The sequence below is a fragment of the Pantoea sp. USHLN256 genome, from assembly GCF_037149875.1.
GTDB lineage: Bacteria > Pseudomonadota > Gammaproteobacteria > Enterobacterales > Enterobacteriaceae > Pantoea > Pantoea nemavictus.
Genome location: NZ_JBBCQO010000002.1, coordinates 542,914 through 567,731, shown reverse-complemented (window position 1 = coordinate 567,731; position 24,818 = coordinate 542,914). Strand labels below are relative to the sequence as shown.

Sequence of the window (24,818 nt, the reverse complement as noted above, 5' to 3'; positions counted from 1 at the left end):
CTTTCCTTGAGTAAGGTAACCCATGCTCCGGCATCTCCTGTTTTTCTCTGTCGCCTGCCTTGTGACCGGCTGCGGCGAACCGGCATCGTCCGCTGACGATCCGCGTACCCAACCGCCTCTGATCAGGACGGCTGCGGTGCAGCCTGCCGCAGAAAATGCGCGGGTTTTTACCGGCACGGTTGCGGCGCGCGTCCAGAGCGATCTTGGATTTCGCGTATCAGGCAAAGTCCTCGAACGTCTGGTTGATAAGGGCCAAAGCGTCAGGCGCGGTCAACTCCTGATGAAACTCGACCCGGCCGATCTGGCTTTGCAGGTACGCGCAGCGGAAGGAGTGGTAAACGCCGCGCAGGCACGGGCGCGACAGGCCGGCGATGATGAGAATCGCTATCGCGGACTGGTCGGCACCGGTGCGGTTTCTGCCTCCTATTTCAGTCAGATCCGCGCAGCAGCAGAGGCAGCGCGCGCCGATCTGAGCGCTGCGCAGGCGCAGGCACGCGTGGCGCTCAACGCTTCGCAATATGCCGTACTGAGCGCTGACGCAGATGGCGTGGTAGTCGATACCTTGGCCGATCCCGGTCAGGTGGTCAGCGCCGGTCAAACCGTTGTGCGCCTTGCGCGAGCCGGGCAGCGTGAGGCGATGGTCAGTCTGCCTGAGACGCTACGGCCGCAGGTCGGATCGACAGCGACGGCCGTGATCTATGGCAGCCAGATCGTCAACGAGGCCAGGTTGCGCGAGCTGTCGGACGCGGCTGATGCTGCAACCCGTACCTATGAAGCACGCTACGTGCTGAGCGGTGTCGCTGCCAGTGCGCCGCTGGGTTCAACGGTCACGTTACGTATTCCTGAATCTGCCGGTGCCGGAGAGTCCTGGTCGATTCCGCTCGGTGCATTATGGGATGCCGGGAGCGGTCCAGGCGTCTGGGTGGTGACAGGTAAACCCGCAAAAGTGACCTGGCGCGCAGTCACGCTACTCGGCATCAGCGATGACAGCGCACGCGTGTCGGGTCCGCTTCATGGCGGGGAGCAGGTGGCAGCGCTAGGCGCGCATCTGCTTCATGAGGGTGAAGCGGTCCGCAGCGGAGCGCCAGAGCCAGAAGGCGTCACGCCATGAGCCAGCATCGCTTTAATCTTTCGGCCTTAGCGGTGCGTGAACGGTCAGTCACGTTGTTCCTCATCCTCCTTGTTACGGTAGCAGGTGTGATCGCTTTTCTCGGACTGGGGCGAGCTGAAGATCCGCCGTTCACCGTCAAGCAGCTCACGGTGATCACCGCCTGGCCGGGTGCCACTGCGCAGGAGATGCAGGATCAGGTTGCCGAACCGCTGGAGAAACGCCTGCAGGAGCTGAAGTGGTACGATCGCAGCGAGACGTACACCCGCCCCGGTATGGCTTACACCATGGTCTCGCTGCAGGACAGCACGCCGCCCGCGGAGGTGCAGGAGCAGTTTTACCAGGCGCGGAAAAAGCTCAGCGATGAGGCGCGCAACCTGCCGCCTGGTGTAATCGGGCCGATGGTTAACGATGAATTCTCGGACGTAGTTTTTGCCCTCTATGCCCTGAAAGCCAAAGGTGAACCGCAGCGCTTTCTGACTCGCGATGCCGAAAAACTCCGCCAGCAGTTGCTGCACGTGCCGGGCGTAAAAAAAGTGACCATCACCGGGGAGCAGGCCGAGCGCATTTATGTCTCCTTCTCCAGCGATCGCCTCGCCACGCTGGGCATAGCGCCAGAGCAGATTTTCAACGCGCTGAACGGGCAGAATGCCCTGTCGCCCGCCGGTTCTGTTCAGACGCGCGGCCCCGAGGTGTTTATTCGCCTTGATGGCGCGCTGGATACGCTGGAAAAAATTCGTAATACGCCGGTCGTTGCGGCTAACCATACGCTGCGGCTTGCGGATGTCGCGAAGATCGAGCGCGGTTATGTTGACCCGCCAGATTTCCTTATCCGTAATGATGGCGAGCCGGCGTTGATGTTGAGCGTCGTAATGAGGGAAGGGTGGAACGGCCTTGAGCTGGGTAAGGCACTGGAAAAAGAGGTTGGTAACATCAATGACGGCATGCCGCTGGGCATGACTCTGAGCCGGGTTTCCGATCAGGCGGTAAACATCAGTTCGGCTGTCGATGAGTTCATGATTAAGTTCTTCGTGGCTTTGCTGGTGGTGATGGTGGTGTGCTTTATCAGCATGGGCTGGCGTGTGGGTATTGTGGTCGCTGCCGCAGTGCCGCTGACGCTTGCCGTGGTGTTCGTGGTCATGGCCACCACCGGGAAAAACTTTGACCGCATCACGCTGGGTTCACTTATTCTCGCGCTGGGTTTACTGGTTGATGACGCCATCATCGCGATTGAGATGATGGTGGTAAAAATGGAAGAGGGCTACGACCGCGTTAAGGCGTCGGCCTATGCCTGGAGCCATACGGCGGCACCCATGCTGGCAGGTACGCTGGTCACGGCGATTGGCTTCATGCCCAACGGCTTTGCGCAGTCAACGGCGGGAGAATATACCAGCAACATGTTCTGGATCGTGGGGATTGCCCTGATTGCCTCATGGGTGGTGGCGGTGGTATTTACCCCTTATCTCGGCGTAAAGATGTTGCCTGATATCAAGCCGGTAGCCGGTGGCCACGCGGCAATCTACAACACCCGTCACTACAATCGCTTCAGACGCTTACTGGCAACGGTCATCACGCATAAGTGGTGGGTGGCTGGCGCGGTGGTGGGCTGTTTTGCCGTCGCTATCCTCAGCATGGGAGTGGTGAAAAAGCAGTTTTTCCCCACCTCCGATCGTCCTGAGGTGCTGGTTGAAGTGCAGATGCCCTACGGCACCGCTATTCAGCAGACCAGCCTGACCACCGCGCGGATTGAGCAGTGGCTGCGCAAGCAACCTGAAACCAGTACGGTAACCGCGTATATCGGGCAAGGTGCGCCGCGCTTCTACCTGGCGATGGCCCCGGAGCTACCGGATCCCTCTTTTGCGAAAATAGTGGTGCTGACCAATGGGGAGCAGGAACGCGAAGCGCTGAAGCTGCGGCTGCGTAAAGCGGCGGCAGATGGGCTGGCGCCGGAGGCGCAGGTGCGCGTGACCCAGCTGGTTTTCGGCCCTTACTCGCCTTATCCGGTGGCTTACCGGGTGATGGGCCCGGATCCTGACAAGCTGCGTCAGCTGGCGGCGCAGGTAAAAGCGTTGATGCAGGCCAGCCCAATGATGCGCACCGTCAACACCGATTGGGGCTCACGCGTACCGGTGATGCACTTCAGGTTGGATCAGGATCGGTTGCAGGCGATGGGGCTGACGCCTGCCACGGCAGCTCGGCAGCTGCAATTCCTGCTGAGCGGTGCGCCTATCACGGCAATCCGCGAGGATATCCGCTCTGTGGAAGTGACGGGGCGCGCAGCAGGAGACGTGCGCCTCGATCCTGCACGCATCGATGCACTGACGCTCGCTGGCGCCGATGGTCAGCGCATTCCCCTCTCGCAGCTTGGTGAAACCGAGATACGCATGGAAGAGCCGCTGCTGCGCCGGCGTGACAGAACGCCGACGATCACGGTGCGTGGAGATATCGCCGACGGACTGCAGCCCCCGGATGTGTCATCGGCACTCCTTCAGGAGCTTCAGCCACTAATGGCATCGCTGCCACCGGGATATCGCATCGAGCAGGCTGGCTCGATTGAGGAATCGGCTAAGGCGACAAAAGCGATGCTTCCACTGTTCCCGATTATGATCGCCCTGACGCTGCTGATCATCATTCTGCAGGTCCGTTCAATTTCGGCAATGATTATGGTGTTTTTGACGGCGCCGCTAGGGCTGATCGGCGTGGTTCCGATTCTGCTGCTGTTCCAGCAGCCATTCGGCATTAATGCGCTGGTCGGACTGATCGCGCTGTCAGGTATTCTGATGCGCAATACGCTGATTTTGATAGGTCAAATCCACCAGAATGAGCGGGAAGGTTTCGATCCGTTTAATGCGATTGTCGAGGCGACAGTGCAGCGTGCCAGGCCGGTATTATTGACCGCACTGGCGGCCATTCTGGCGTTTATTCCGCTAACGCATTCGGTTTTCTGGGGCACGTTGGCATACACGCTGATCGGCGGTACGTTTGGCGGCACTATCATGACGTTGGTGTTTTTACCGGCGATGTACGCCATCTGGTTCCGCATCAGGAAACCCGCTGCGCCGTCATCTGCAGTTTCTTCGATTGCCCAATGAAAATCCGATAATCACCCGGAAAATGGCGGTTCCGGACACCTGGCGGGTCTGGTGTCCGGTTCGGCTATTTTCGCAGTGAGTTTGACAGCCATTGCCAACCTGGGAAAAGCAGTCCACAGCGGGCGCGTTCACTCCTGCACCCGCTCAAAGGTCGCAATCACCCGGTCGATATGCTTCTTCATCGCGGCTCGGGCTGCCTTCGCATCACGTTTTTCAAGCGCCGAGAGAATGTCCATATGTTCGGTTTCCGAAACCAGCGGCATATCGCTGGGCGTATAGTGCGCCTGCAACATACGGAACATGCTGCCATAGCGATGGCCGAGCAGGTGGCCAATGATAAAACCATACGCCGGATTGCCGCTCGCCTGAGCGATGCGAATATGGAATAAACGGTCGCCGGGATGGGTGCGCGATTGCGCGCGATTATCTTCGCAGTTTTGCAGATAGGCCGCGCGGATCAGCGCCAATTCCTGATCGCTGGCATGCACAGCGGCCAGGGCAGCGGCCTCCGGCTCAATCAGGCGTCGCGCTTGCAGCAGCGAGAACGGCGGCAGCTCGGTGGAGAAATCCAGATTGATCCCCAGCTCATCGTCCGGCTCAATCCACTGGTTGCGCCCGGCCTGCATCATCACCGGCTCCTGCGTACTCGACCGCGCTTTCACAATCACGCCATTGCCGACTTTGACATCCACCAACCCAATCACTTCCAGCGCAATCAGCGCTTCACGTACCGATGCGCGACTCACCTGCAGCTGCTCGGCCAACTCGCGTTCCGCTGGCAGGCGACTGCCGGGAGGAAATTCGTTGTTGTCGATAAGCTTGATCAACTGGTCGGCTATCTGTCTGTAAAGCCTGGGGTTTTCCATCTTTTTTATCGGCATCGCACTGCTACCTGTCTAAATAAATTAAGTGATCGGATGCACAAATAATCATCAGCACACTTGTCAATGTTACGCAATTGTCAATAAAACGTAATGCGTCAGCGAAAAAGTTGCCAGCGTTATTTGCCCTCTCACAAGGGTAAAACTCACTTTTAATGGCCTGACCATTAGATCTTTGGACCAGAGGAAATGCAATGAATTTATCCGGAAAACGCGTGTTAATCACCGCCGCCGGGCAAGGCATCGGCTTGGCCAGCGCGCGTTACTTTGCGCAGCAGGGCGCAGAGGTTATTGCCAGCGATATCAACCTTGCCGCGCTACACGATCTGCAAGGTATCCGCGCTTATCAGCTGGATGTCACCGATCGTCAGGCAATTAGCGCGGCGGCGCAGGAGCTCGGCACGCTCGATGTGCTGTTTAACTGTGCCGGTGTGGTCCACAGCGGCAGCCTGCTGGCGTGCAGCGAAAAGGAGTGGCAGTTCGCGCTCGACCTCAACGTCACGGCGATGTTTCACATGATTCAGGCATTTCTGCCGGGGATGCTGCAACAGCAGCAGGGCTCGATCATTAACATGTCATCGGTGGCATCCAGCGTGAAAGGCGTGGTCAATCGCTTTGCCTACAGTGCGACCAAAGCGGCGGTGATTGGTCTGACGCGCTCGGTGGCGGCGGATTACATCGGTGAAGGCATCCGCTGCAACGCCATCTGCCCCGGCACGGTCGATTCGCCTTCGCTACGCCAGCGCATCGCCGCGCAGGCCGAGGCGGAAGGCCGCACGGAGGCGGAAGTGTATGACGCCTTTGTCGCGCGTCAGCCCATTGGCCGTATCGGTACCACAGAGGAGATCGCTTATCTGGCGGCCTATCTGGCTTCTGATGCCAGCGCTTACATCACCGGCACCGCACAGATTATTGATGGCGGCTGGAGCAACTAACAGGAGTGCAGTCATGAAATTATTACGAGTGGGCGAGCCGGGAAAAGAGCGTCCGGCAATGCTGGATCAACAAGGTGAACTGCGCGATTTGTCGCACTTTATCGATGACATCGCCGGCGATGCGCTACTGCCTGCAGAACTGGAAAGGCTGCGTCAGCTGCCGCTCAGTGAACTGCCCAAAATCAGCGGCCAACCGCGCATTGGTGCCTGCGTTGGGCATATCGGCAAATTTATCTGTATCGGCCTGAACTATGCCGATCACGCCGCCGAAACCGGTGCCGACATCCCGCAAGAGCCGGTGGTGTTTAGCAAATGGACCAGCGCCGTGGTGGGGCCAAACGATGCGGTGCGCATTCCTCGCGGTTCGGTGAAAACCGACTGGGAAGTAGAGCTGGGCGTGGTGATTGGCAAAGGCGGCAGCTACATCGCAGAAGCGGATGCGCTGTCACATGTGGCGGGTTACTGCGTGGTCAACGACGTCTCGGAACGTGAATATCAGATAGAACGCGGCGGCACCTGGGACAAAGGCAAAGGCTGCGACACCTTTGGTCCGATTGGTCCGTGGCTGGTGACCGCCGATGAAATCGCCGATCCGCAGCAGCTCGATCTGTGGCTGGAAGTGGACGGCAAGCGCTATCAGAACGGCAACACCCGCACCATGATCTTCACGGTCGCACACATCATCAGCTATCTCAGTCGGTTTATGAGCCTGCAGCCGGGCGACATCATCTCAACCGGCACACCGCCGGGCGTCGGCATGGGACAAAAACCGCCGGTCTATCTGCGTGCGGGGCAAGTCATCAGGTTAGGTATCGCCGGGTTGGGCGAGCAGCGTCAAATCACCGAGGGCAGCGAACAATGACCAGACTTACCGCACTGCGGGTGGAGGATATCCGTTTTCCCACCTCCGAACAGCTTGACGGTTCGGATGCGATGAATCCGGATCCGGATTACTCGGCTGCTTACGTCATCATCGAGACGGATAACGCGGCGATGAGTGGTCACGGACTCACCTTTACCATTGGGCGCGGCAATGAGATTTGCTGTGCGGCGATACGCGCCCTGGAACACCTGATTGTCGGCCGTCAGCTGGAGTCAATCACCGCCGATATGGGGCAGTTCTGGCGCGACATCACCAGCGACAGCCAGCTGCGCTGGATCGGCCCGGATAAAGGCGCGATTCACCTGGCGACCGGCGCGGTGGTCAACGCAGTATGGGATCTGTGGGCGAAATCGGAAGAGAAGCCGCTGTGGCGGCTGGTGGCCGATATGTCGCCGCAGGAGCTGGTGCGCTGCATCGATTTCCGCTACCTCACTGACTGCATCACGCCGGATGAAGCGCTGGCACTGTTGACGGCGCAGCAGGCTGGCAAAGCGCAGCGCATCCGTGAGCTGGAGCAGCACGGTTATCCCTGCTACACCACCTCGGCGGGCTGGCTCGGTTACGACGACGATAAACTGCGTCGCCTGTGCCAGCAGGCGGTCGATGCCGGGTTCTCACACATCAAGCTGAAAGTCGGACGTGACCTCGCAGATGATATTCGCCGTGTGCGCATTGCGCGTGAAGTGCTGGGACCGGATCGCCAGTTAATGATCGATGCCAACCAAGTGTGGGAAGTGAATGACGCGATTGATTGGGTACAGCAGCTGGCCTTCGCGCGACCGTGGTTTATTGAGGAACCCACCAGCCCGGATGATATTGAAGGGCATCGCAAAATTCGCCAGGGCGTCGCGCCGGTGAAGGTGGCAACCGGTGAAATGTGCCAGAACCGCATCATCTTCAAGCAACTGATTATGCGCGAAGCGATTGACGTAGTGCAGATCGACGCTTGTCGCCTCGGCGGCGTAAATGAAGTACTGGCGGTGATGCTAATGGCAGCGAAATATCAGTTGCCGGTGTGTCCGCATGCCGGCGGCGTTGGATTGTGCGAATACGTCCAGCACCTGTCGATGATCGACTTCGTTTGCATTACCGGTAGCCATGAAGGCCGGGTCATTGAGTATGTCGATCATCTGCATGAACACTTTTTACATCCGTGCGAAGTGCGCGGCGCCGCCTATATGCCGCCCACCGCGCCCGGCTTCTCGATCGAGATGTATCCCGCTTCGCGCGAGCATTACCGCTATCGCGCGCAGGGAGGCTGAGGTGCGAATCGACGCTCATCAGCATTTCTGGCGCTACGACGCGGAGGATTATGCGTGGATCGCGGAATCCATGACGCGCCTGCAACAGGATTATTTACCGGACGATCTCGCACCGCTGCTGGCGCAACGTCAGTTGCAGGGCTCAATTGCGGTTCAGGCGCGGCAGTGTGTAGCGGAGACGCAACAGCTGTTGCAGTGGGCGCAGCAGCAAGCGGCAACACAGGTGGTTGGCTGGATTGACGTCAGCGCGATGGACCTGACGCCGCAGCTGGAAGCGTTGCAGCATCCGCTGCTGCGGGGATTCCGCCATCAGGTGCAGGATGAGCGCGATCCCGCCGCATGGCTACGACAACCGCGCGTGGCGAGCGGCATCCGTCAGCTGCAGCAGCGTGATTACGTATGGGAAATGCTGGTGACCTGGCGGCATCTGGCAGACGCCACTCAATTTGCCGCGCAGCACGATCGCCACTGGCTGGTGCTTGATCACCTTGGCAAACCGGATATTGCGCGCGGCGCGCAGGCGTGGGGCGAACAGGTGGCGGAACTGGCCGCAATGCCGCACGTGGTCTGCAAATTATCGGGTCTGGTGACCGAGGCGCCGCAGGGTCAATGGCACAGTGCGCAGCTGCGGCCTTTTATCGATGAGGCGCTGGCGCGTTTCGGTCCGCAGCGCCTGATGTTTGGCTCAGACTGGCCCGTCTGCCTGCTGGCAGCGGAGTACCACGCAGTGGCGCAGCTGATTGAGGACGCGACGGCTGAGCTTGCAGCTGACGAACAGGCCGCCATTTGGGGCAACACGGCGGCGCAGGTATATAGCCTGACAGGAGAGAAGCATGAATCTGTTTTTGCAGGATAAAGTGATTATCGTCACCGGCGGCGGATCGGGCATCGGTGCCGCCATCTCACGTTTGCTGGCGGAAGAGGGCGCCATTCCGGTGATCGTCAGCAACGCGCAGCCCGATGAGATGTGGCTGGCCAGCCTGCGCGAGCTGCAACCGCAAACGGAAGTGCTGCTGGCCGATCTGTGCGATGAGCAGAACTGCCAGCGTGCGGTTGAAGCCGTGCAGCAACAGTTTGGCCGCATCGACGGACTGGTGAACAATGCGGGCGTCAACGATGGCGTTGGGCTGGAAGCGGGGCGCAGTGCTTTTGTCAGCTCGCTGGAAAAGAACCTTATCCACTATTACCAGATGACGCATTTCTGCCAGCGCGCGCTGGAAAACAGCAGAGGAGCCATCGTTAATATTGCCTCAAAAACCGCGTTGAGCGGGCAGGGCGGCACCAGCGGCTACTGCGCGGCGAAAGGGGCAATTCTGGCACTGACGCGGGAGTGGGCGGTGTCACTGCGTAGCAGCGGTGTGCGGGTTAACGCCGTGGTGCCCGCCGAAGTGATGACGCCGCTGTATGAGCGCTGGATCGGCACCTTTGCCGATCCGCAGGGCGAACTGGCGAAAATCACCCAGCGTATTCCACTCGGCCAACGCATGACCACACCAGAAGAGATCGCTAACACCGTCGTGTTTTTGCTGTCGTCGCGCGCTTCCCACACCACGGGCGAGTGGCTGAGCGTTGATGGCGGCTATCTGCATCTCGATCGGGCGCTGTTATGAGTGGCGTAACCGAACGCTATTGTCTGGCGCTGGATCTGGTGGATGAGGCCGACAAGATCGCTGAATACCAGCGCCTGCATCAACGCATCTGGCCGGAAGTGGCGCAGCATCTGCGCCAGCATGGCCTCGTCAATATGGAGATCTACCGGCTTGGCACCCGACTTTTTATGGTGATGGAGGTGAACGATCGGTTTAACGCGCAGGATTTTGCTCAGGCCGCTGAACAGAATCCGCATATTCAGCGCTGGGAAGCGCTGATGTGGCAGTTTCAGCAGCCAACGCCGTGGACGCCCGCAGGGGAAAAATGGGTGGCGATGGCGCGAATATTCTCTTTGCAGGACCAATAACAACACTTACCGACTGTACCCTACGAGGATATAACCATGTCTACACAACGCGTCGAGACGCCAGAAAATATGGGCGTCGGGGGAACTATTAGCCTGCGCTGGGCGTTCATGCTAATTACCACCCTGTTTTTCATGTGGGGCGTGTCATACGGCCTGCTGGATGTGCTGAATAAACACTTTCAGGAAACGTTAAACGTCACGAAAGCGCAATCGGGACTATTACAGGCGGCCTATTTCGGTGCCTATTTTATTGTCGCGCTGCCGGCCGGCTATTTTATGCGTCGTCACGGCTACAAGGCCGGCATTTTGGCGGGATTATCGCTGTACGCCATTGGTGCGCTGCTGTTTGTACCCGCGGCGATGGTCAATGATTTCTCGGTATTTCTGTTGGCGCTGTTCGTGCTGGCTTGCGGGCTTGGCTGCCTGGAAACCGCGGCTAACCCGTATGCCACGGTGCTGGGCGATGCCAACGGCGCGGAGCGTCGTCTTAATCTGGCGCAATCCTTTAATGGCTTGGGGCAGTTTGTTGGGCCAATGATTGGTGGCTCGCTGTTCTTTACTCATGCCAGTCAGGAAGCCGCGCAGGACAGCGTCAAAATGACCTATGTCGTGATTGCGTGTGTGGTGCTCGCTATTGCGCTGTTATTTAAACGTACCGCCTTGCCGGACATTCGTGAGTCCGCGAGCGAACATGTGCAGCAGCCCGGCGCCACGTTATGGCAGCAAAAACACTTTGTCGGCGGGGTGATTGCGCAGTTCTTCTATGTCGCCGCCCAGGTTGGGGTTGGCGCCTTCTTTATTAACTACGCCACCGAGCACTGGCACGGCGTCACTAACCAAAGCGCGGCTTATATGCTTTCGGTTGCGATGATCTGTTTTATGGTGGGACGCTTCTTTTCCACCTGGCTGATGGGCCGAGTGAAACCGGCAGCGATGCTGGCGGCCTATGCGCTGATCAACATCGTGCTGTGTGGCATTGTGATGCTGGGCGCTGGTGATGTCTCCGTCATCGCGCTTATCGCCATCTTCTTCTTTATGTCCACCATGTTCCCGACCATCTTTGCCATGGGAGTGAAAAATCTCGGTCAGTCTACCAAACAGGCCAGCTCGTTTATGATCATGGCAATTGTCGGCGGTGCGATAATGCCCTATTTCATGGGGCTGATCTCTGACAAAGTCAGTACGGCCGTGGCTTACGGTTTGCCGCTGCTGTGCTTTGTCGTTGTGCTGGTCTATGCGCTTAGGCAGCGGAGATATGCATGATGGCGTCTTTGATTATGCACGGTTTCCCAAGCCGCCCGCGTGCGGATCAGCAGGTCATGAGGTCGACGTTGAGCTTCAGTCACTTAGGCCACTTGCAGTATCGGGCAGGGGGCAGAAACTAATGCTTAAACGGAACCAAACGTAAGTTCAGAGCACAAGGGCCATGTTATGGCCCGTTTCATTTTCTAATAGAAGCCGTAGTTTAAAATTTAAATCTGCTTATTGATGCGATGTGAACACTGTCAGGATGCGGTGGTATTCAATACCCGCCTTTGGCACAAAGATCCTAAGCTATGGCATTTTATTAAAAAATGATGCGGAGCAGCCGGATTAAATAATCTGGTTCTCTGCTCCATTAGTGAGTAAAAAGATCACGTATAAATTACAACTTTAGTTGGTTTCCTAAAATAGCATCGGCTTCGCGCAATGTAACATCGAGTCCCGCAGAAGGGGTAAATGTTAACTCGCCAAAAATAACGTAACCATTGAGAAGATAAAAATCAGCACGGACAAATTTAAAATCTGATGCTAGTTTAATCGCATAATCTTTCATTTTATGAAAGCCATCTGGCATTTCTGGGTAATCATTTTTATTTATCAACTCAACTGTATCCTCAAAAGGAAGTGGATTCCAGTTCATATCAAAATAATATAATTTGGGATTTCCATTTTTTCGTTCTTTGCAAACCATTACTGCGTAGGGTTTTCCATTAAAGCAGTAGAATTTATAATCATCAGGGAAATCACCTCGTTCATTTTCAATGTATTTTTCACATAATATTTTCCTTTCTATCTTCTTGTACTGCGGCTCAATAAAATTGGCTGAGAAATCCTCTTTTAACCATTTACTGAGCTGTTTGTTGGTCTTTTCAAAGTCAAGTGATGATTTGTTATTGCAGATTATGTTATAGCCCGCGCCATGGTTGCACTTAAGGGCAAACTTATTGGGTAGTGCATTGTAGTCTATATCTTGCGGATCATCATACACACCGTATAGGACATTAAGAATCTCATCGCATCCTTTGGAAGAGATATACTCCCTGACCTTGTATTTATCAGCGCATATAGTATAAATGTCACCGTTGTACTCATTAAATTTTAACCACTGAATTTTTTCATTGAAATTTGTCGGGTTGGTTAAGTTTAGTTTTTTCTTGAACTTAATAAAATAGTGGGTTTTAGCACAAAACTCAGGGTACATATAAGCGCTTATTTTTAATGCAGATCTCACTGTGTTTTTTATCATTTTCATTAAGGTTATCTCGGTTTGAAAATGTTAAGGTGCATTTTGAAGATTGTTTTATTTCTGAAAAAATAATTAAGTAACGTGCAAGATAAAATTTCGACAATCAAGAAACAGTATGCAGCACCATTTATCCCGAAAGCATTAATCATTAGCCAGGACAATGGTATAGTTAAGATGCAGCATAAAACCATTTTTTTAGCCAGGTAAGTGTATCCAGACTCTTTAATCATATAGCGATAGCAAATTGTTCCTAGTGAAGAGAACATTGTGCCAATAATGATAATGGGAATAATATTGACTGAACCCATATATTTATCGCCATAGAGTAAATGTATGAAGAGATCGCCGAAAATATAGAAGCCACCCAAAGCAATAAGCGAAAACAGGATGACAAGCCGATTGATTTTCATGAGTAGCATATCAATGGTTATTTGGTTCTTTTCACTGTATATTTTTGAGAAGAAACTTGTTATCAAGGCCAGAACTACAAATGACCATGCACCTCCTATGGTCAGCGCTACGCTATACACGCCTAAGTTAGAGTACGAAAGGATATTAGCCAAAAATATGCTCGATATCTGAGTGTAAATATCTGCTGATAAACCTGATAAAATTAAAGCTCCCCCAGTGTACAACATATGCCGGTTATACATTCCGGCACCCTTGCTCTTTTCTTTTAAGCTGGTGGTTTGCTTAAAATAGATGATACGCATGATGTAAGGGATGATTGGGATAACGATAATAGGTATTGTGAAGTAGTAAATGGGCAGCTTAAAATATGAAATGTAGAACCTGATTAATAACGCGACAGACAAACCCACTACATTTGTTATCGTGTTTATTTTAGATTTCAATTGAGTGTTGTTGTAGATGGAAAAGAAGTCCATCACAATATAATATGTAGCGATGCAGTTGGCAATGCCGAATAAGAATACAATCAAATCAGTGAATAAATAGAGATAGATTAAAACTGCGGCAGAGGATAGGAGGAAGAATATACGCCGCTGATTTTGGGTATGCATCGCCAATGCAATTCCGGAATCTGTTTTTTCACTCATCCGTTTAAATATAATATTTTGACCACCAAACCAGGATAGCGTTTGCACGAATATAAAAAGAGAGGTTGAGATGTTTATCTTTCCATAATATTCAGGGCCAATGTATTTTGCCATAAGGGCATTGATATATATCAAGCCAATAATGTTGACTGACTTTTCTAACATGATCCATATTGAGTTAGAGTACATTTCACGTCTCACATATATGTGGTTTTGATAATTTCTTTATTTGTGATGTATCTCTCATAATAATTCTTTCTTCCGTTAGCATGGGCGCTATATGTCGTTAAGGGGCAGGCACGTAATCGAAAAGCCGCTTAACTGCTACCATTATTTTGTTCTCAGATTTTATTTGCTCGATAGTTTGGCTGCTGATATAAAATTAGTGAAGGGTTTTTTAAATTAATCAGATAAATGACAATTTTTTCCAGATATTGCGTCCATTATTTAGTAGGGTGTTGCAGCCAGGTTGGGAAATAGAGATCGGGATTATTATTGGTCCTATTAATACGTGAAGGCTGTATTTAAAAATATATCCTGAAGCAAGCGGCGCAGGACACGTCGTTGGGGAGAGTCAGACACAGCTTTGGCTTATGCAAAAGAGATTCTTTATTGTTGGATATTTTAACCTTACAGAGCATCTCAACCAGCATGAACATCCGCTCTTGTAATGCTATGGTTATCGTCGCTAAATAAAAGAGGAAAAGCGAATGATTGTAAGGACATGGCACGGTTGCGTTCCGCTAAGACATGCGGAGAGCTTCGCTAAACACCTGGACGAAACAGGCGTGGAGCACTCAGCCAGTGTGCAAGGAAACAAGGGCGCATTTGTGCTGAGGCAAACGCAGGGTGATTGGGAGCATTTCTTCCTGGCGACGTACTGGCAGGATTTGGCTGCAGTACGCGCATTTGCCGGAGAACACTATCATGTGGCTGTGACGTATCCGGGTGATGAAGTCTTTGAATTGATCTCTGATCCCTATGTTTTTCAGCATGAGGTTGCGTCTCTTTCACCTCTATAGCTTATTTCCGGGGCAATCTGCGGGTTTCCCCGAAGATGACTTATTTTTGGTTCTGCCAATCGACATCAGCCAGAGCGAACATGACGCGATATCAGCTTTCTTCGCCGTTACCTTCACAACCCGTCACCTGCGGATAAGGTCGGCAAACCAGCATCATTTTGTTCTTCGGTTCAAAGCCATGGTCGATCATACAGCGTTGCGCTTTGGCTGTGCGTCCAATGCTGGCGACCTGCAGATTCGAGCCGAGAGGTTTCGGATAACCGCAGGCGTACATCATCGGCAGCGCTTGCTGATTGTTGGCAACCTCAACTGAATAGTGTTGTGATGCTCCCACTTTACGCCAGCTAACCTGCATATCTTCAGATCGGCCCGAATCCGGCTTTATCGGGTAGAAGCCCTCATCAGCGTCAAAAGGCAACGCTTCAAGTTGGGACACGCTAAGGGGATGCCCCTGTTTTGCCTCAACGCAGGCCGGAAGCGTTTTCCTGACTTCACAGAAATCGAATCCACTTTTCCGGGTAAAACCAAGCCGCTGCATACACTGGAACTGCAACGCCTGTTCGTTAGCGGGCAAGCGGCTTAATGAACCTGCCGTAGGTTCGCCACACTCTGCCATCGCTGCCCTAACGTCATCTTCGGTGGTTGAAGGGCGCTGCCATTGGGTGAAATCGGCAGGCGGCGGGCAGCCGGTGAGTAGAAATAGCGATGTGATTAAAATGGGTAAGCCGACCAGCTGAGGTTTGCGCAACATAAAAATCCTTATTTATAAGGCAGTCATTTTACATAACTGATTGACGTCGCAAAAGTTGGATACAGCAATCATTCCAGCATCGCATCATCAAATTTAAGGTAATAAAAAACCCTGAGCTTCAGGGTTTAATGGTATCACCAGCAATCATTATTCTGAGGAGATAATTGCATGGTCGTGTTGAGGTGACCGTTCAATCATCTTCCTGATTTTATTGTCATCCACGACGATCTAAGCCAACTCTTTAGTCGCGGCTTCAGTCAGTGTTGCCCTCACGTGAGGCAGGCTCTGCGGATAATTTTGCTGAATAAACTCAATCATTTTTTCCCGCACGTAGCAGCGCAAATCCCAGGCTGTAGGGGAGTTCTGTGCCGTCATTAATAATCTGATCGTCATGGTTTTATCATTAGTATCGGTAACCTGGAGCACCTGAGTTTGTTGATCCCAGAGTTTGGTTTCACTCAATACTTTTTCAAAATGTTTACGCAGAGGATCTAAGGGCATAGAGTAATCAAGGTAAAGAAAAACCGAGCCTAATATTTGCGCATTATTCCGCGTCCAGTTCTGGAAGGCATTTTCGGTGAAGTAGGTAATTGGCAGCACCAACCGGCGTAAGTCCCAGATGCGCACCACCACGTAGGTTAGATTTATCTCCTCAATCCAGCCCCATTCATTTTCAACCACCACCGCATCATCAATCTTTATCGGTTGCGTAAAGGCGATTTGAATACCGGCGAACAGGTTCACCAACGATTTCTGCAGGGCAAAACCAATGATTATCCCGGCAACCCCGGCACCGGCGAGGATTGTCGTGCCGAATTTTCGCACTCCCGGGAAGCTCAACAGAATCAGAGAGAGGCAGAATGACACGAGCAGTACGATCGCGACCTTTTTAACGTAGATTATCTGAGTGCGTATTTTTCGGGCGCGTAAATTATTTGAAAGATTAATGTCATAACGGATAAACAACATATCCTGAGCGACATTCGTCAAGCGAATTAAAATCGAGCAAAGTGATAAGATAATAAATACGTTGGTGGTGGTGGTTATAAAGGCAAGTGAATCCGGATGAATGCTTATATAGTTAACCCCCACATTTATCAGCAGCAAGGGAATAAAAAGAAACATCGACCCACTAAGATGCTTTTCAAGCGATTTGAAGAGCTTTCTGTCACGGCTCTGCCAGTAGCGAATGAATCTGAGAAGTATAAATCGAGCCAGGAAACCCAGTATGAGTGAAAGCGTGACGAGCAATACAGCAGGCACCCATACCGGAGCACCAGATAACTCACCAAATAGTAATGGCATTGTTTTCCCTTATATCCAGCCAACAACCTTTGGTTGTCAGGTAAGTCACAAAAATTCAGTAACCGTTGTCTTCCCGGTTATCTGCGGATTACATGGTTAACGCACCTTAAGTTTATGAAAAATTTAGCCAACTGACGTCCCTGGCCGTTAAAAAAAGGAATTGAGAGAGTGACTTGATGGTGGGGGATAGCGCAGGTTATTGAAAATTAGCGTAAAAACTCATTTTTGCTGTTAGCTAACAGGATGCCCGCAAAGCCAGGCCTGCACGTCGATGGCCGCAATGACCTGCCATAATGTGTTACGCAAATTTTAGACAATAAAAAACCCGCACGAAGCGGGTTTATTTATTATCAGCAGAACTTATCTGCTCAGGCTGTTGCCTTCATCGCTATTGTAAGCGTCACTGATAATGGGCGGGGCTTACAGCGGCGTTACGTTGCCAGCTGCAGGGCCTTTAGCGCCGTTTTCAATGGTGAAGGACACTTGCTGACCTTCATCAAGAGTTTTGTAGTTGTCGCTCTGGATAGCAGAGAAATGGACGAATACATCCTTGCTGCCATCGTTAGGCGTGATAAAGCCAAAACCTTTATCAGAGTTAAACCATTTTACTAAACCAGTCATTTTGTTAGACATAGATACTTCCTTAATTGATGAGCCACTCAACGCGGCGATAATGGCCTGAAGTGAAAGATTTACTTATTGGGCACTTAGGAGGAGGCTCTCGAAGAAGGATATCTAGGGATAACACTTGAACTGAGGACTGCTTTACTAAAACTGCTTTCATAAGGTCTGTGTTCCAAACCGATGACGCATTAAGACATAGCGATAATAATTTAGCAACGTATATGTTTATTTATTTTAACCGTTTAAATACCTGGATGGCTGAACGGCCGCTAATTTTTAAGCGGCCAAAGAGTGTTTAATCCCTAATGAGAACGCGCTAAATACTATCAATCATCCGCCACATACCAGCAAACACGCCACTCAGACTCTTGTTTCCCACCTCTGAAAGGTGGTTATCATCGCGGTACAGCGGCACGTCGTCTTTTGCACCGTAGCAGAAGTTGCTATCACAAAGTGCCTGAGTGGCATCGAGCAGTGCGACATTGGGGGATTGTGCGGCGATGGTATTTAACATCGCCAGCGTCTCCTGATTATGTGATTGATATTCTGCTCGCGTTTGCTGAATGGCCAATGCGTTGCCGCGCATGGCATCGCGCGACATGCGGTAAATAACGTCGTAACCAAACTCGGGCACGGGCGTCATGATAAATACCCGGCGATGAGAGGCGAGCTGTTTTACTACTGCGCCAAAATGCTGTTGATAGGCAGTAATCGAGCTCTTCTCATTCAGGAAGCTATAGTCGGGCGTCGTGCTTCCGCTGCCAAAACTGCCATGCAGGTAGAAGGATAAACGGTTGATAATGAGCACCGAAGCGTGGGGATATTTCCGTTCGATATCGATTAGCGCATTCTTCACAAAACCGCCGCAGTCGGGGCTGGCGCTGCGATGAATATCCGGCATTGACGGGCATCCCGACTGCGCAATAAACACTACTGCATCATTGGGTCTGGCACTTTCCACAATTGAAGACAACATTGCCGCCGCATGGCTGTCACCCAATACCACCAGGTTTACCTGGCGAGCCCGACCAAATACGCATTGCGGCGAGGTTGTACCACTAAAGACAAAACACTTTTCGCCGTTGACAAAACGCTCCTGTGAATAGTGTTTGATGCTGGCGATCACCTGCGGAGCGCGTGAAGGAAGCCCGGCGTTTGCCACAATGAACACGCCCACTAACAGTACCAGCGCAGTTTGTCCCAGTGTGACGTAGGTTTTGCCACTCAGCCAACCCTGCTTGTTTTCTATTAGCAACCACGAAGCCCAACCCGCAGCCAGTGATAGCAGGATCAGCAGCGCCTGGCTAACCAGCGTGATAGGCCAATTGACCAGATGCCAGAATACCCACAGCGGCCAGTGCCATAAATAAACCGAATAAGAGGTTTTACCGATGTGCTGCACAATGCGGTTGTTCAGCCACCGGCTGTTTTGCACGCCGGCATGGATGATCAGTGCCGTCAGCAACACAGGAATGAGCGTCATGATGCCGGGCCAGGCCATGCTTTCATCAAAACACAACGCACAGATTATGAGCCCTGAAATAGCGACGGGTGGGATCCAGCGTTGGCCGCTCAAGGCCGTTTTCGGTGTCAGATACAGCAGTCCGCCTGCCAGCATCTCCCATGCGCGCGTTGGTAACAGATAATAAGTTGCCGTGAGATGAAAATGGGTAGCCACCATCACCAGCACCAGGCCGAATGAAAGTAGTGCGGCGATTGCCATTGCCCAGGCAAACTGCTGGTGCAGGAAACGCGCCGTGAACATCAGTGCCAGAGGTAATAGCAAATAGAATTGCCACTCGACGCTTAATGACCAGGTGTGCAGTAACCATTTATATACCGAACCGCTATCAAAATAGCCACCCTGTTTGAAATAGACCACATTGGAGATAAAACTGAGGCTGGATACAGCGTGCTCCGCCATTTTATTATATTCATCCGGCGGCATCAGAAAATAACCCATCAGCATCAATATCACGCACAGCACCATCAGGGGCGGTATAATTCTCCGGCAGCGCGCGGCATAAAATGCCAGTAAAGAGAAACGGTTATTTCTAAGGCGAGACAGGATAATACTCGTCATCAGATAGCCTGAGATGACAAAGAACACGTCAACTCCGAGAAACCCACCGCTCACCCGTGTAAAACCGAAGTGAAAGAGAATAACTAACATTACGGCATAGGCGCGCAGCCCATTAATGTCGGTGCGAAAATTCATTCGGCGTTATCCACGTAAGGAATATACCTGACAATGTAAATAGTAGAGTAATGCTAATCAACAGCGCTAAACTTCATCAAGATAAATTAATTACGCGCTGAATGGAACTGACTGTAGGGTAATTTATCTTATTCTACATTTATCCCAGTTTATCTTTCATCGGGTTATCTATTAATGAATTTTAAATGACCAGATACATGCCGATATTAAAAAGTAGAATTACGCCTGGATATTCAGAATATCCCTGATACCTCCTCCTCTAATGAAGCAGTAAAAAACTGGCTCAGCAGCTGCCACAGATAGTGCGCGGCGGGCGTCAAACGGTGATCGGCGCTGCGCAGCAGATGACACTGACTTTCACGTGCGATGCGATGATCGATCGGAATCGCCACCAGTTCGCCGCGTTGCAGCGTGGCTTTCACCGATTGCGCGGTCATAAATGAGATGCCTAAACCCGCCTGCGTCAGGGCAATGGCGCTGGAAAACAGGTTGCAGCAGTAAGACGGGGTAAAGATAAGGCCTTCACTTTTGAAGATCGCGTTGATGTAGCGCTGCAAGCCAAAATTCTCATTCATGGCGATTAAGCGATGCTGGGTTAATGCGCTGGCGCTGACGGCGGAAAGGCCAGCCAGCGGATGATCCGGCGGCACAATGGCGCAGATCGGCCCGCGCTGAAAACTCAGGCACTTCACGCCCGGTGGTCCAGCCGGTCCGAAGCTAACCGCCATATCCACTTCGCCTTTAGCAATCAGCATTACCGTGGTTTGCATATCGCCCGACATGATGTTCACAAATACGCCCGGATAGGCACGGGAAAACGCCTGCACCACATGCCTGACCACATCGTCCACCATGCCTTGCCCGATGCGAATGTTGATCGAGCCGCCACGCATATGACGCAAATCCTGCAGCTGGCGCTCCAGCATCTTGCGGCGCTGGCTGGTCTGCGCGAAATCCTCCGCCAGCATCCTGCCCGCTTCGGTCAGCACCACGTTACGGCCCCGTCGTTCCAGCAGCGGCAGTTGCAGGCTGCGTTCCAGTGACGACAGCTGCCGACTGATCACTGAGGGATTGATGCCGAGCGCATCCGCCGCGCGTCGAATGCCGCCATGTACGCCAACTTCATACAAATAACTTATGGCTTTCTCGGGATAAGTGGACAGCGTCATATTTTTTGCCAATCTGTTGCTCTCAGGGCAACAATATTAACATTTACTCCTCATTTTTTAACGGCAATGTTTCTGCGCATACTGGCTCGGACACTAAGACAGATGGGTAATAACATGAAAAATATAAAAGATTATTTGCAACAACATGCCGCTGAGATTCTGGGAGACATCAAACGTCTGGTGGCGGCGGAATCGCCTTCGCTCGACAAAGCAGCGGTTGATCGCTGTGGAGACGTGTTGCAAAGCCTGTTCCAGCAGCGTTTAGGCATCAGCGCCAGCGTGTCGCCAGAGCCTGAGTACGGTAATCACCTCAAGTTCACGCTCGGCGAAAACGGGCCACAAACCACCATCATTGGCCATTTCGATACCGTCTGGGATCACGGCGAACTGGCGCTGCGCGAAGAGGATGGCAAGTTGTTCGGGCCAGGCGTGCTGGATATGAAAGCCGGTTTGGTGCAGGCGATGTGGGCGGTGCGAGCGCTACAGGCGCTGGACCAGCTGGCGGGTAAGCGCATCGTTTTCCTGTGCAACAGCGATGAAGAGCTGGGCAGCCCAAGCTCCAGCGACTGGCTGGCGCAACATGCGCCAGGCGCCGATCAGGTTTTAGTGGTTGAACCGGCGGTGGCGGGCAGCGGTGCGCTGAAGGTCGCGCGTAAAGGCACCGGGCGTTATGACATCACTATCACCGGTCAGGCGGCGCACGCCGGTAACAATCCGGAAGAGGGCGTGAGCGCGATCCATGAGATGGCGCAACAAATTCTGCGGCTACATGCGTTGAATGCGCCAGAGCGCGGCACCACGGTCAATGTCGGTATCGCCAACGGCGGCGGTCGCATCAATGTGGTCGCGGATAAAGCGGAGTTGGGCATTGATACGCGCGTTACCTGCGAAGAGGAAGCTGAGCGCATCGATGCAGCCATCAGCCAGCTAACCCCCTCTAGCGCAGGTATTGGTATAAACGTCAGCGGCGGACAGAAACGACCGCCGATGCGCCAGACGCCGGCTTCATTGCTGCTGTTTAAACACGCACAGCAGGTGGCGCAGTCATTAGGCTTTGCGCTGGAGGGCAAATCGGTCGGCGGCGGTAGCGACGGCAACTTCACCGCAGCGCTGGGTTTACCGACGCTGGATGGCCTGGGCGCGACCGGCGCAGGCATTCACGCGCGCCACGAACACATCATTATCGCTGATATCGTCCCACGCGCGGCGCTGGTGGCGGGCCTGATCCTCGCAAACGATGGGGAGGAAGCGCCATGTCGCAGCTAAATATTCAGCAGGCCAGCAGCGCGGCACCGGTGCAGGAGAGCGGGCAAAGCCCGTATATGCTGCTGTTCATTATTCTGGTGCTGGCGACGGTTGCCACCTGGCTTATTCCAGCCGGCGTATTCGATTTTGTAACGCGCGACGGCATCAAGTTTGCGGTGAAAGATAGCCTGCATGCGGTGCCGCAAAGCGGGGTTTATCCGCTGGAAATTTTTACCGCCATTGCCAAAGGGATGGTGAAATCTGCGCCGATTATCTTTCTGATCCTGTTCACCGGCGGCGTACTGGCGGTGGTGGAGGAGACGGGGGCGATTGCTACGGCATTAAATTCGCTCTCGCGCAGCACGCGCCTGAGTGATACGCGCATGGTGTTAATTTTCGGCACTATCTTCGCCCTGCTCGGCACCACCGGCGTGGTGGTGAATGCGGTGGTGGCGTTTGTGCCGATTGGTCTGCTGGTGGCGCGATCGATGGGATTGCCGCCGATTCTCGGTGCCTCGCTGGTTTATCTTACCTGTGCAGCGGGCTTTAACGTAGCAATCCTCAACCCGGCGACCACCGGCCTGACGCAGCATCTGGCGCAGCTGCCGCTGTTCTCCGGCATGCTGTTGCGCGGCATCACCTGTTTGCTGTTTGTGGTCAGCGCCGTGGCTTATCTGATCTGGTCAATTCGTCGCGCACGTCAGGATGGACATCTGCGTCCACAACAGGCGCAAGGTGCCGGGCAAACGGCGCTGGTTACCGGTCGTCACAAGCTGATTTTGAGTACCGTCGCGCTGTCGCTTATCCTGTTCATCAGCGGCGCGGTGAAGTTTCACTGGGGCACCAGTGAGATGTCGGCGATGTTTATTCTGCTCTCCATCGCGGTGGGATTGATGGGACGCATGAGCGGTTCGGACATCGCCAATACGTTCCTCGGCGGCTGTTCCAAGCTGGTGAAGGGCGCGTTTATCGTCGGCATGGCGGCCTCTATTTCGCTGGTGCTGCAACAGGGCAACGTGCTGGATCCCATTGTCGGTTTCCTGTCCGATCTGCTGGCACCGATTCCGCCCACGGCGGCCGCGATTGGTATGTTTATCAGCGCGGCGTTGATGCATTTCGGTATCTCATCCGGTTCCGGCGAATCGGCGTTGTTGATTCCGATTTTCTCCCCGCTCGGCGATAACCTCGGTTTGACGCGTCAGGTTATGGTGCAGACGGTGCTACTCGGTGAAGGCATCGTCAACTGCATGAGCCCAACCTCAGGCGTGCTGATGGCGGTGCTGGCCACGGCCAACGTGTCGTTTGGTAAATGGCTGCGCTTTGTCGCGCCGGTCATTGCCGTGTGGTTTGTTATCTGCGTGGTGATGCTGCTGATTGGTGTGGCGATCAACTGGGGACCGTTCTGATATAAAACCAGGAAGCTCGAAGGAGCTTCCTGGTCACTTCGCATACTCAATATTAAACCCAGCTAATTGATTTGATTTACTGGTTCAACTCCTGTAACAAGCGCGTGTTCATATATAACCTCTCGCGGCCGTAACTGAGTTCCTCAAGCACGCCGATCTCAACCAATTGCTTAAGATAGATTGATGCCGTCTGACGTTTTGCTACTCCTCGCTCTACCAAGTTTTCAATTCGACAGTAAGGTTGCGCAAATAGCACCTGTAGTAATTCGTGGGTATACACTTTGGGCAACTTTTCACGTACATACTCGGTAATTTCAGCCATAAGTGCGCGAATCTGAGCTATTTTTTTCGTTGTCCAACGGGCAGTATTCTCGACAGCTTCAAGCATAAATAATATCCAGGATTCCCAATCTTTTTCGACTGTTACTCCACGAAGAAGGGAGTAATAATCATCACGCCTTTCCAGAATGAAACGGGAAAGATAGAGAATAGGCAGTGACAGTAACTCCGTCTGGATAAGATAAAGAATATTCAGGATACGGCCAGTACGGCCGTTACCATCTGGAAATGGATGAATGCATTCAAATTGATAATGTGAAATCGCCATTTTAACCAGCGGATCAATATCATCGTCACCATGTATAAAACGTTCCCAGTTTGCCATTAAGTCGCGAATCGCAGTTTCACCAACAGGTGGCGTGTAGACTACATCGTTGTTCTGGTCGCGCAGTACTGTTCCAGGAGTTTTCCGAATATCTGTCTGCACGGCGCGCAACTTCGTGCAAATCGCTATAGCTGTGTTAGTGCATAAGGGATGTGTTTCCAGATGGGTATAACCATTGTAAAGCGCAGTGCGATAGCGGAGTGCTTCCTTAGTGGCAGGATTGGCGTTTTCTTCGCGATCGGCATACTGGAAAAGTTGATCACTGGTTGTCACGATGTTTTCAATGCGTGAAGAGTCTTTTGCTTCCATTAGCGGAAGTATGTTTATCAGTAAACCTTGATCCGGGATCAACTCGCCGGCAGTTTTCAGCTCTGCTATCGCTGCACGTGCAGTAATGCACGCCTTAAGTACCTTTCGCGTTTCAATGCGCTCGAGATTAGGCGGAAGTAAGGGAAGATCGTTGAAAGGCGTTTCCGGTTTCCAGTTCATATGTTTAAAAAAGCCAATTTTATCGACATATCGCCATAATATGTCGATGGCATCGACATGTCACGATGTCATGTTTATAAAAACGTATTTTATCGACATATAGGCTTAACGTGTCGATGGCGTAAACAAGTTGACGCCATATGTTTATAAAAGTGGATTTTGTCAACATATAGCCACAGCATGTTTCGGTCTGTCAGAGATTTCCTATAGCAATAACAAGCAACTATAATCTAACCGGTT

At 52.7% G+C, this 24,818-nt stretch carries 21 protein-coding genes; 12 read left to right on the top strand and 9 right to left on the bottom strand.

Annotated features, from left to right (window positions below):
* Positions 1 to 22: 22 nt before the first annotated feature.
* Positions 23 to 1,111: an efflux RND transporter periplasmic adaptor subunit gene (locus WFL93_RS07485; RefSeq protein WP_336777717.1), complete on the top strand. Its 1,089-nt coding sequence runs from the start codon at positions 23 to 25 to the stop codon at positions 1,109 to 1,111.
* Positions 1,108 to 4,200, top strand: a complete 3,093-nt coding sequence (locus WFL93_RS07480) for an efflux RND transporter permease subunit (RefSeq protein ID WP_336777716.1) — start codon at positions 1,108 to 1,110, stop codon at positions 4,198 to 4,200. The genes WFL93_RS07485 and WFL93_RS07480 overlap by 4 nt, the downstream gene beginning before the upstream one ends.
* A gap of 128 nt (positions 4,201 to 4,328) precedes the next feature.
* Here the strand turns inward: WFL93_RS07480 and WFL93_RS07475 are convergent, their stop codons facing one another.
* On the bottom strand, positions 4,329 to 5,081 hold the full coding sequence (locus tag WFL93_RS07475) for a FadR/GntR family transcriptional regulator (RefSeq protein WP_007885852.1): 753 nt from the start codon (positions 5,079 to 5,081) through the stop codon (positions 4,329 to 4,331).
* A 194-nt stretch (positions 5,082 to 5,275) separates the two neighbouring features.
* Here WFL93_RS07475 and WFL93_RS07470 point away from each other — a divergent pair, with 194 nt between their 5' ends.
* Genes WFL93_RS07470 through fucP form a run of 7 tightly spaced genes read left to right on the top strand, consistent with a single transcriptional unit; the run spans position 5,276 to position 11,381 of the window.
* The gene (locus WFL93_RS07470; RefSeq protein WP_336777715.1) at positions 5,276 to 6,016 is read left to right on the top strand and encodes an SDR family oxidoreductase; all 741 of its coding nucleotides are present in this window, start codon (positions 5,276 to 5,278) and stop codon (positions 6,014 to 6,016) included.
* Positions 6,017 to 6,029: 13 nt separating this feature from the next.
* Positions 6,030 to 6,878, top strand: a complete 849-nt coding sequence (locus WFL93_RS07465) for a fumarylacetoacetate hydrolase family protein (RefSeq protein ID WP_049853218.1) — start codon at positions 6,030 to 6,032, stop codon at positions 6,876 to 6,878.
* Positions 6,875 to 8,161, top strand: a complete 1,287-nt coding sequence (locus tag WFL93_RS07460; protein WP_336777714.1) for an L-fuconate dehydratase — start codon at positions 6,875 to 6,877, stop codon at positions 8,159 to 8,161. Before WFL93_RS07465 ends, WFL93_RS07460 begins: the two co-directional genes overlap by 4 nt.
* Before the next feature lies 1 nt (position 8,162).
* Entirely contained in the window at positions 8,163 to 9,017 is an 855-nt protein-coding gene (locus tag WFL93_RS07455; RefSeq protein ID WP_336777713.1) for an amidohydrolase family protein, read from the top strand.
* A complete protein-coding gene (locus tag WFL93_RS07450; RefSeq protein WP_049853221.1) occupies positions 8,995 to 9,771 on the top strand; it encodes an SDR family oxidoreductase in 777 nt (258 codons plus the stop codon). Before WFL93_RS07455 ends, WFL93_RS07450 begins: the two co-directional genes overlap by 23 nt.
* Positions 9,768 to 10,118: an L-rhamnose mutarotase gene (locus WFL93_RS07445; RefSeq protein ID WP_007885858.1), complete on the top strand. Its 351-nt coding sequence runs from the start codon at positions 9,768 to 9,770 to the stop codon at positions 10,116 to 10,118. The genes WFL93_RS07450 and WFL93_RS07445 overlap by 4 nt, the downstream gene beginning before the upstream one ends.
* A gap of 36 nt (positions 10,119 to 10,154) precedes the next feature.
* Positions 10,155 to 11,381, top strand: coding sequence for an L-fucose:H+ symporter permease (fucP, locus tag WFL93_RS07440; RefSeq protein ID WP_007885859.1), 1,227 nt, complete (start codon positions 10,155 to 10,157; stop codon positions 11,379 to 11,381).
* A 382-nt stretch (positions 11,382 to 11,763) separates the two neighbouring features.
* Here fucP and WFL93_RS07435 read toward each other — a convergent pair whose 3' ends face one another.
* Both WFL93_RS07435 and WFL93_RS07430 read right to left on the bottom strand, forming a co-directional pair.
* Positions 11,764 to 12,633, bottom strand: a complete 870-nt coding sequence (locus tag WFL93_RS07435; protein WP_336777712.1) for an ATP-grasp fold amidoligase family protein — start codon at positions 12,631 to 12,633, stop codon at positions 11,764 to 11,766.
* A 5-nt stretch (positions 12,634 to 12,638) separates the two neighbouring features.
* Complete coding sequence (locus tag WFL93_RS07430) at positions 12,639 to 13,850, bottom strand: polysaccharide biosynthesis C-terminal domain-containing protein (protein WP_336777711.1); 1,212 nt, start codon at positions 13,848 to 13,850, stop codon at positions 12,639 to 12,641.
* A 545-nt stretch (positions 13,851 to 14,395) separates the two neighbouring features.
* On the opposite strand from WFL93_RS07430, the gene WFL93_RS07425 reads away from it, so the two are divergent.
* Complete coding sequence (locus WFL93_RS07425; RefSeq protein ID WP_007885862.1) at positions 14,396 to 14,707, top strand: hypothetical protein; 312 nt, start codon at positions 14,396 to 14,398, stop codon at positions 14,705 to 14,707.
* Between the two features lie 91 nt (positions 14,708 to 14,798).
* Here WFL93_RS07425 and WFL93_RS07420 read toward each other — a convergent pair whose 3' ends face one another.
* The 5 genes from WFL93_RS07420 to WFL93_RS07400 form a co-directional block, all read right to left on the bottom strand.
* On the bottom strand, positions 14,799 to 15,458 hold the full coding sequence (locus WFL93_RS07420) for a hypothetical protein (RefSeq protein WP_336777710.1): 660 nt from the start codon (positions 15,456 to 15,458) through the stop codon (positions 14,799 to 14,801).
* 228 nt (positions 15,459 to 15,686) lie between these two features.
* Positions 15,687 to 16,763, bottom strand: a complete 1,077-nt coding sequence (locus WFL93_RS07415; RefSeq protein ID WP_007885865.1) for a mechanosensitive ion channel family protein — start codon at positions 16,761 to 16,763, stop codon at positions 15,687 to 15,689.
* Positions 16,764 to 17,183: 420 nt separating this feature from the next.
* Positions 17,184 to 17,396, bottom strand: coding sequence for a transcription antiterminator/RNA stability regulator CspE (cspE, locus tag WFL93_RS07410; RefSeq protein WP_007885867.1), 213 nt, complete (start codon positions 17,394 to 17,396; stop codon positions 17,184 to 17,186).
* A gap of 307 nt (positions 17,397 to 17,703) precedes the next feature.
* Positions 17,704 to 19,605 (bottom strand): acyltransferase family protein, encoded by a 1,902-nt coding sequence (locus WFL93_RS07405; RefSeq protein ID WP_336777709.1) that lies wholly within the window; start codon positions 19,603 to 19,605, stop codon positions 17,704 to 17,706.
* 233 nt (positions 19,606 to 19,838) lie between these two features.
* On the bottom strand, positions 19,839 to 20,774 hold the full coding sequence (locus tag WFL93_RS07400) for a LysR family transcriptional regulator (RefSeq protein WP_007885869.1): 936 nt from the start codon (positions 20,772 to 20,774) through the stop codon (positions 19,839 to 19,841).
* Positions 20,775 to 20,888: 114 nt separating this feature from the next.
* On the opposite strand from WFL93_RS07400, the gene WFL93_RS07395 reads away from it, so the two are divergent.
* Positions 20,889 to 22,040, top strand: a complete 1,152-nt coding sequence (locus tag WFL93_RS07395) for a M20 family metallopeptidase (RefSeq protein WP_336777708.1) — start codon at positions 20,889 to 20,891, stop codon at positions 22,038 to 22,040.
* Positions 22,028 to 23,425 carry a YfcC family protein gene (locus tag WFL93_RS07390; protein ID WP_007885872.1) on the top strand — a complete coding sequence of 466 codons (1,398 nt, stop codon included), beginning with the start codon at positions 22,028 to 22,030 and terminating at the stop codon, positions 23,423 to 23,425. The genes WFL93_RS07395 and WFL93_RS07390 overlap by 13 nt, the downstream gene beginning before the upstream one ends.
* Before the next feature lie 76 nt (positions 23,426 to 23,501).
* Here WFL93_RS07390 and fic read toward each other — a convergent pair whose 3' ends face one another.
* Entirely contained in the window at positions 23,502 to 24,578 is a 1,077-nt protein-coding gene (gene fic / locus WFL93_RS07385) for a protein adenylyltransferase Fic (RefSeq protein ID WP_336777707.1), read from the bottom strand.
* Between the last annotated feature and the right edge of the window lie 240 nt (positions 24,579 to 24,818).

Coding starts and splice junctions, on each gene's coding strand:
- WFL93_RS07415 (WP_007885865.1), bottom strand. CDS start 16,763: ATGCCATTACTATTTGGTGAGTTATCTGGTGCTCCGGTATGGGTGCCT.
- WFL93_RS07425 (WP_007885862.1), top strand. CDS start 14,396: ATGATTGTAAGGACATGGCACGGTTGCGTTCCGCTAAGACATGCGGAG.
- WFL93_RS07445 (WP_007885858.1), top strand. CDS start 9,768: ATGAGTGGCGTAACCGAACGCTATTGTCTGGCGCTGGATCTGGTGGAT.
- WFL93_RS07450 (WP_049853221.1), top strand. CDS start 8,995: ATGAATCTGTTTTTGCAGGATAAAGTGATTATCGTCACCGGCGGCGGA.
- WFL93_RS07485 (WP_336777717.1), top strand. CDS start 23: ATGCTCCGGCATCTCCTGTTTTTCTCTGTCGCCTGCCTTGTGACCGGC.
- WFL93_RS07465 (WP_049853218.1), top strand. CDS start 6,030: ATGAAATTATTACGAGTGGGCGAGCCGGGAAAAGAGCGTCCGGCAATG.
- WFL93_RS07475 (WP_007885852.1), bottom strand. CDS start 5,081: ATGCCGATAAAAAAGATGGAAAACCCCAGGCTTTACAGACAGATAGCC.
- WFL93_RS07405 (WP_336777709.1), bottom strand. CDS start 19,605: ATGAATTTTCGCACCGACATTAATGGGCTGCGCGCCTATGCCGTAATG.
- WFL93_RS07435 (WP_336777712.1), bottom strand. CDS start 12,633: ATGAAAATGATAAAAAACACAGTGAGATCTGCATTAAAAATAAGCGCT.
- WFL93_RS07395 (WP_336777708.1), top strand. CDS start 20,889: ATGAAAAATATAAAAGATTATTTGCAACAACATGCCGCTGAGATTCTG.
- WFL93_RS07470 (WP_336777715.1), top strand. CDS start 5,276: ATGAATTTATCCGGAAAACGCGTGTTAATCACCGCCGCCGGGCAAGGC.
- WFL93_RS07400 (WP_007885869.1), bottom strand. CDS start 20,774: ATGACGCTGTCCACTTATCCCGAGAAAGCCATAAGTTATTTGTATGAA.
- cspE (WP_007885867.1), bottom strand. CDS start 17,396: ATGTCTAACAAAATGACTGGTTTAGTAAAATGGTTTAACTCTGATAAA.
- WFL93_RS07430 (WP_336777711.1), bottom strand. CDS start 13,850: ATGTTAGAAAAGTCAGTCAACATTATTGGCTTGATATATATCAATGCC.
- WFL93_RS07390 (WP_007885872.1), top strand. CDS start 22,028: ATGTCGCAGCTAAATATTCAGCAGGCCAGCAGCGCGGCACCGGTGCAG.
- WFL93_RS07460 (WP_336777714.1), top strand. CDS start 6,875: ATGACCAGACTTACCGCACTGCGGGTGGAGGATATCCGTTTTCCCACC.
- fic (WP_336777707.1), bottom strand. CDS start 24,578: ATGAACTGGAAACCGGAAACGCCTTTCAACGATCTTCCCTTACTTCCG.
- WFL93_RS07480 (WP_336777716.1), top strand. CDS start 1,108: ATGAGCCAGCATCGCTTTAATCTTTCGGCCTTAGCGGTGCGTGAACGG.
- WFL93_RS07420 (WP_336777710.1), bottom strand. CDS start 15,458: ATGTTGCGCAAACCTCAGCTGGTCGGCTTACCCATTTTAATCACATCG.
- fucP (WP_007885859.1), top strand. CDS start 10,155: ATGTCTACACAACGCGTCGAGACGCCAGAAAATATGGGCGTCGGGGGA.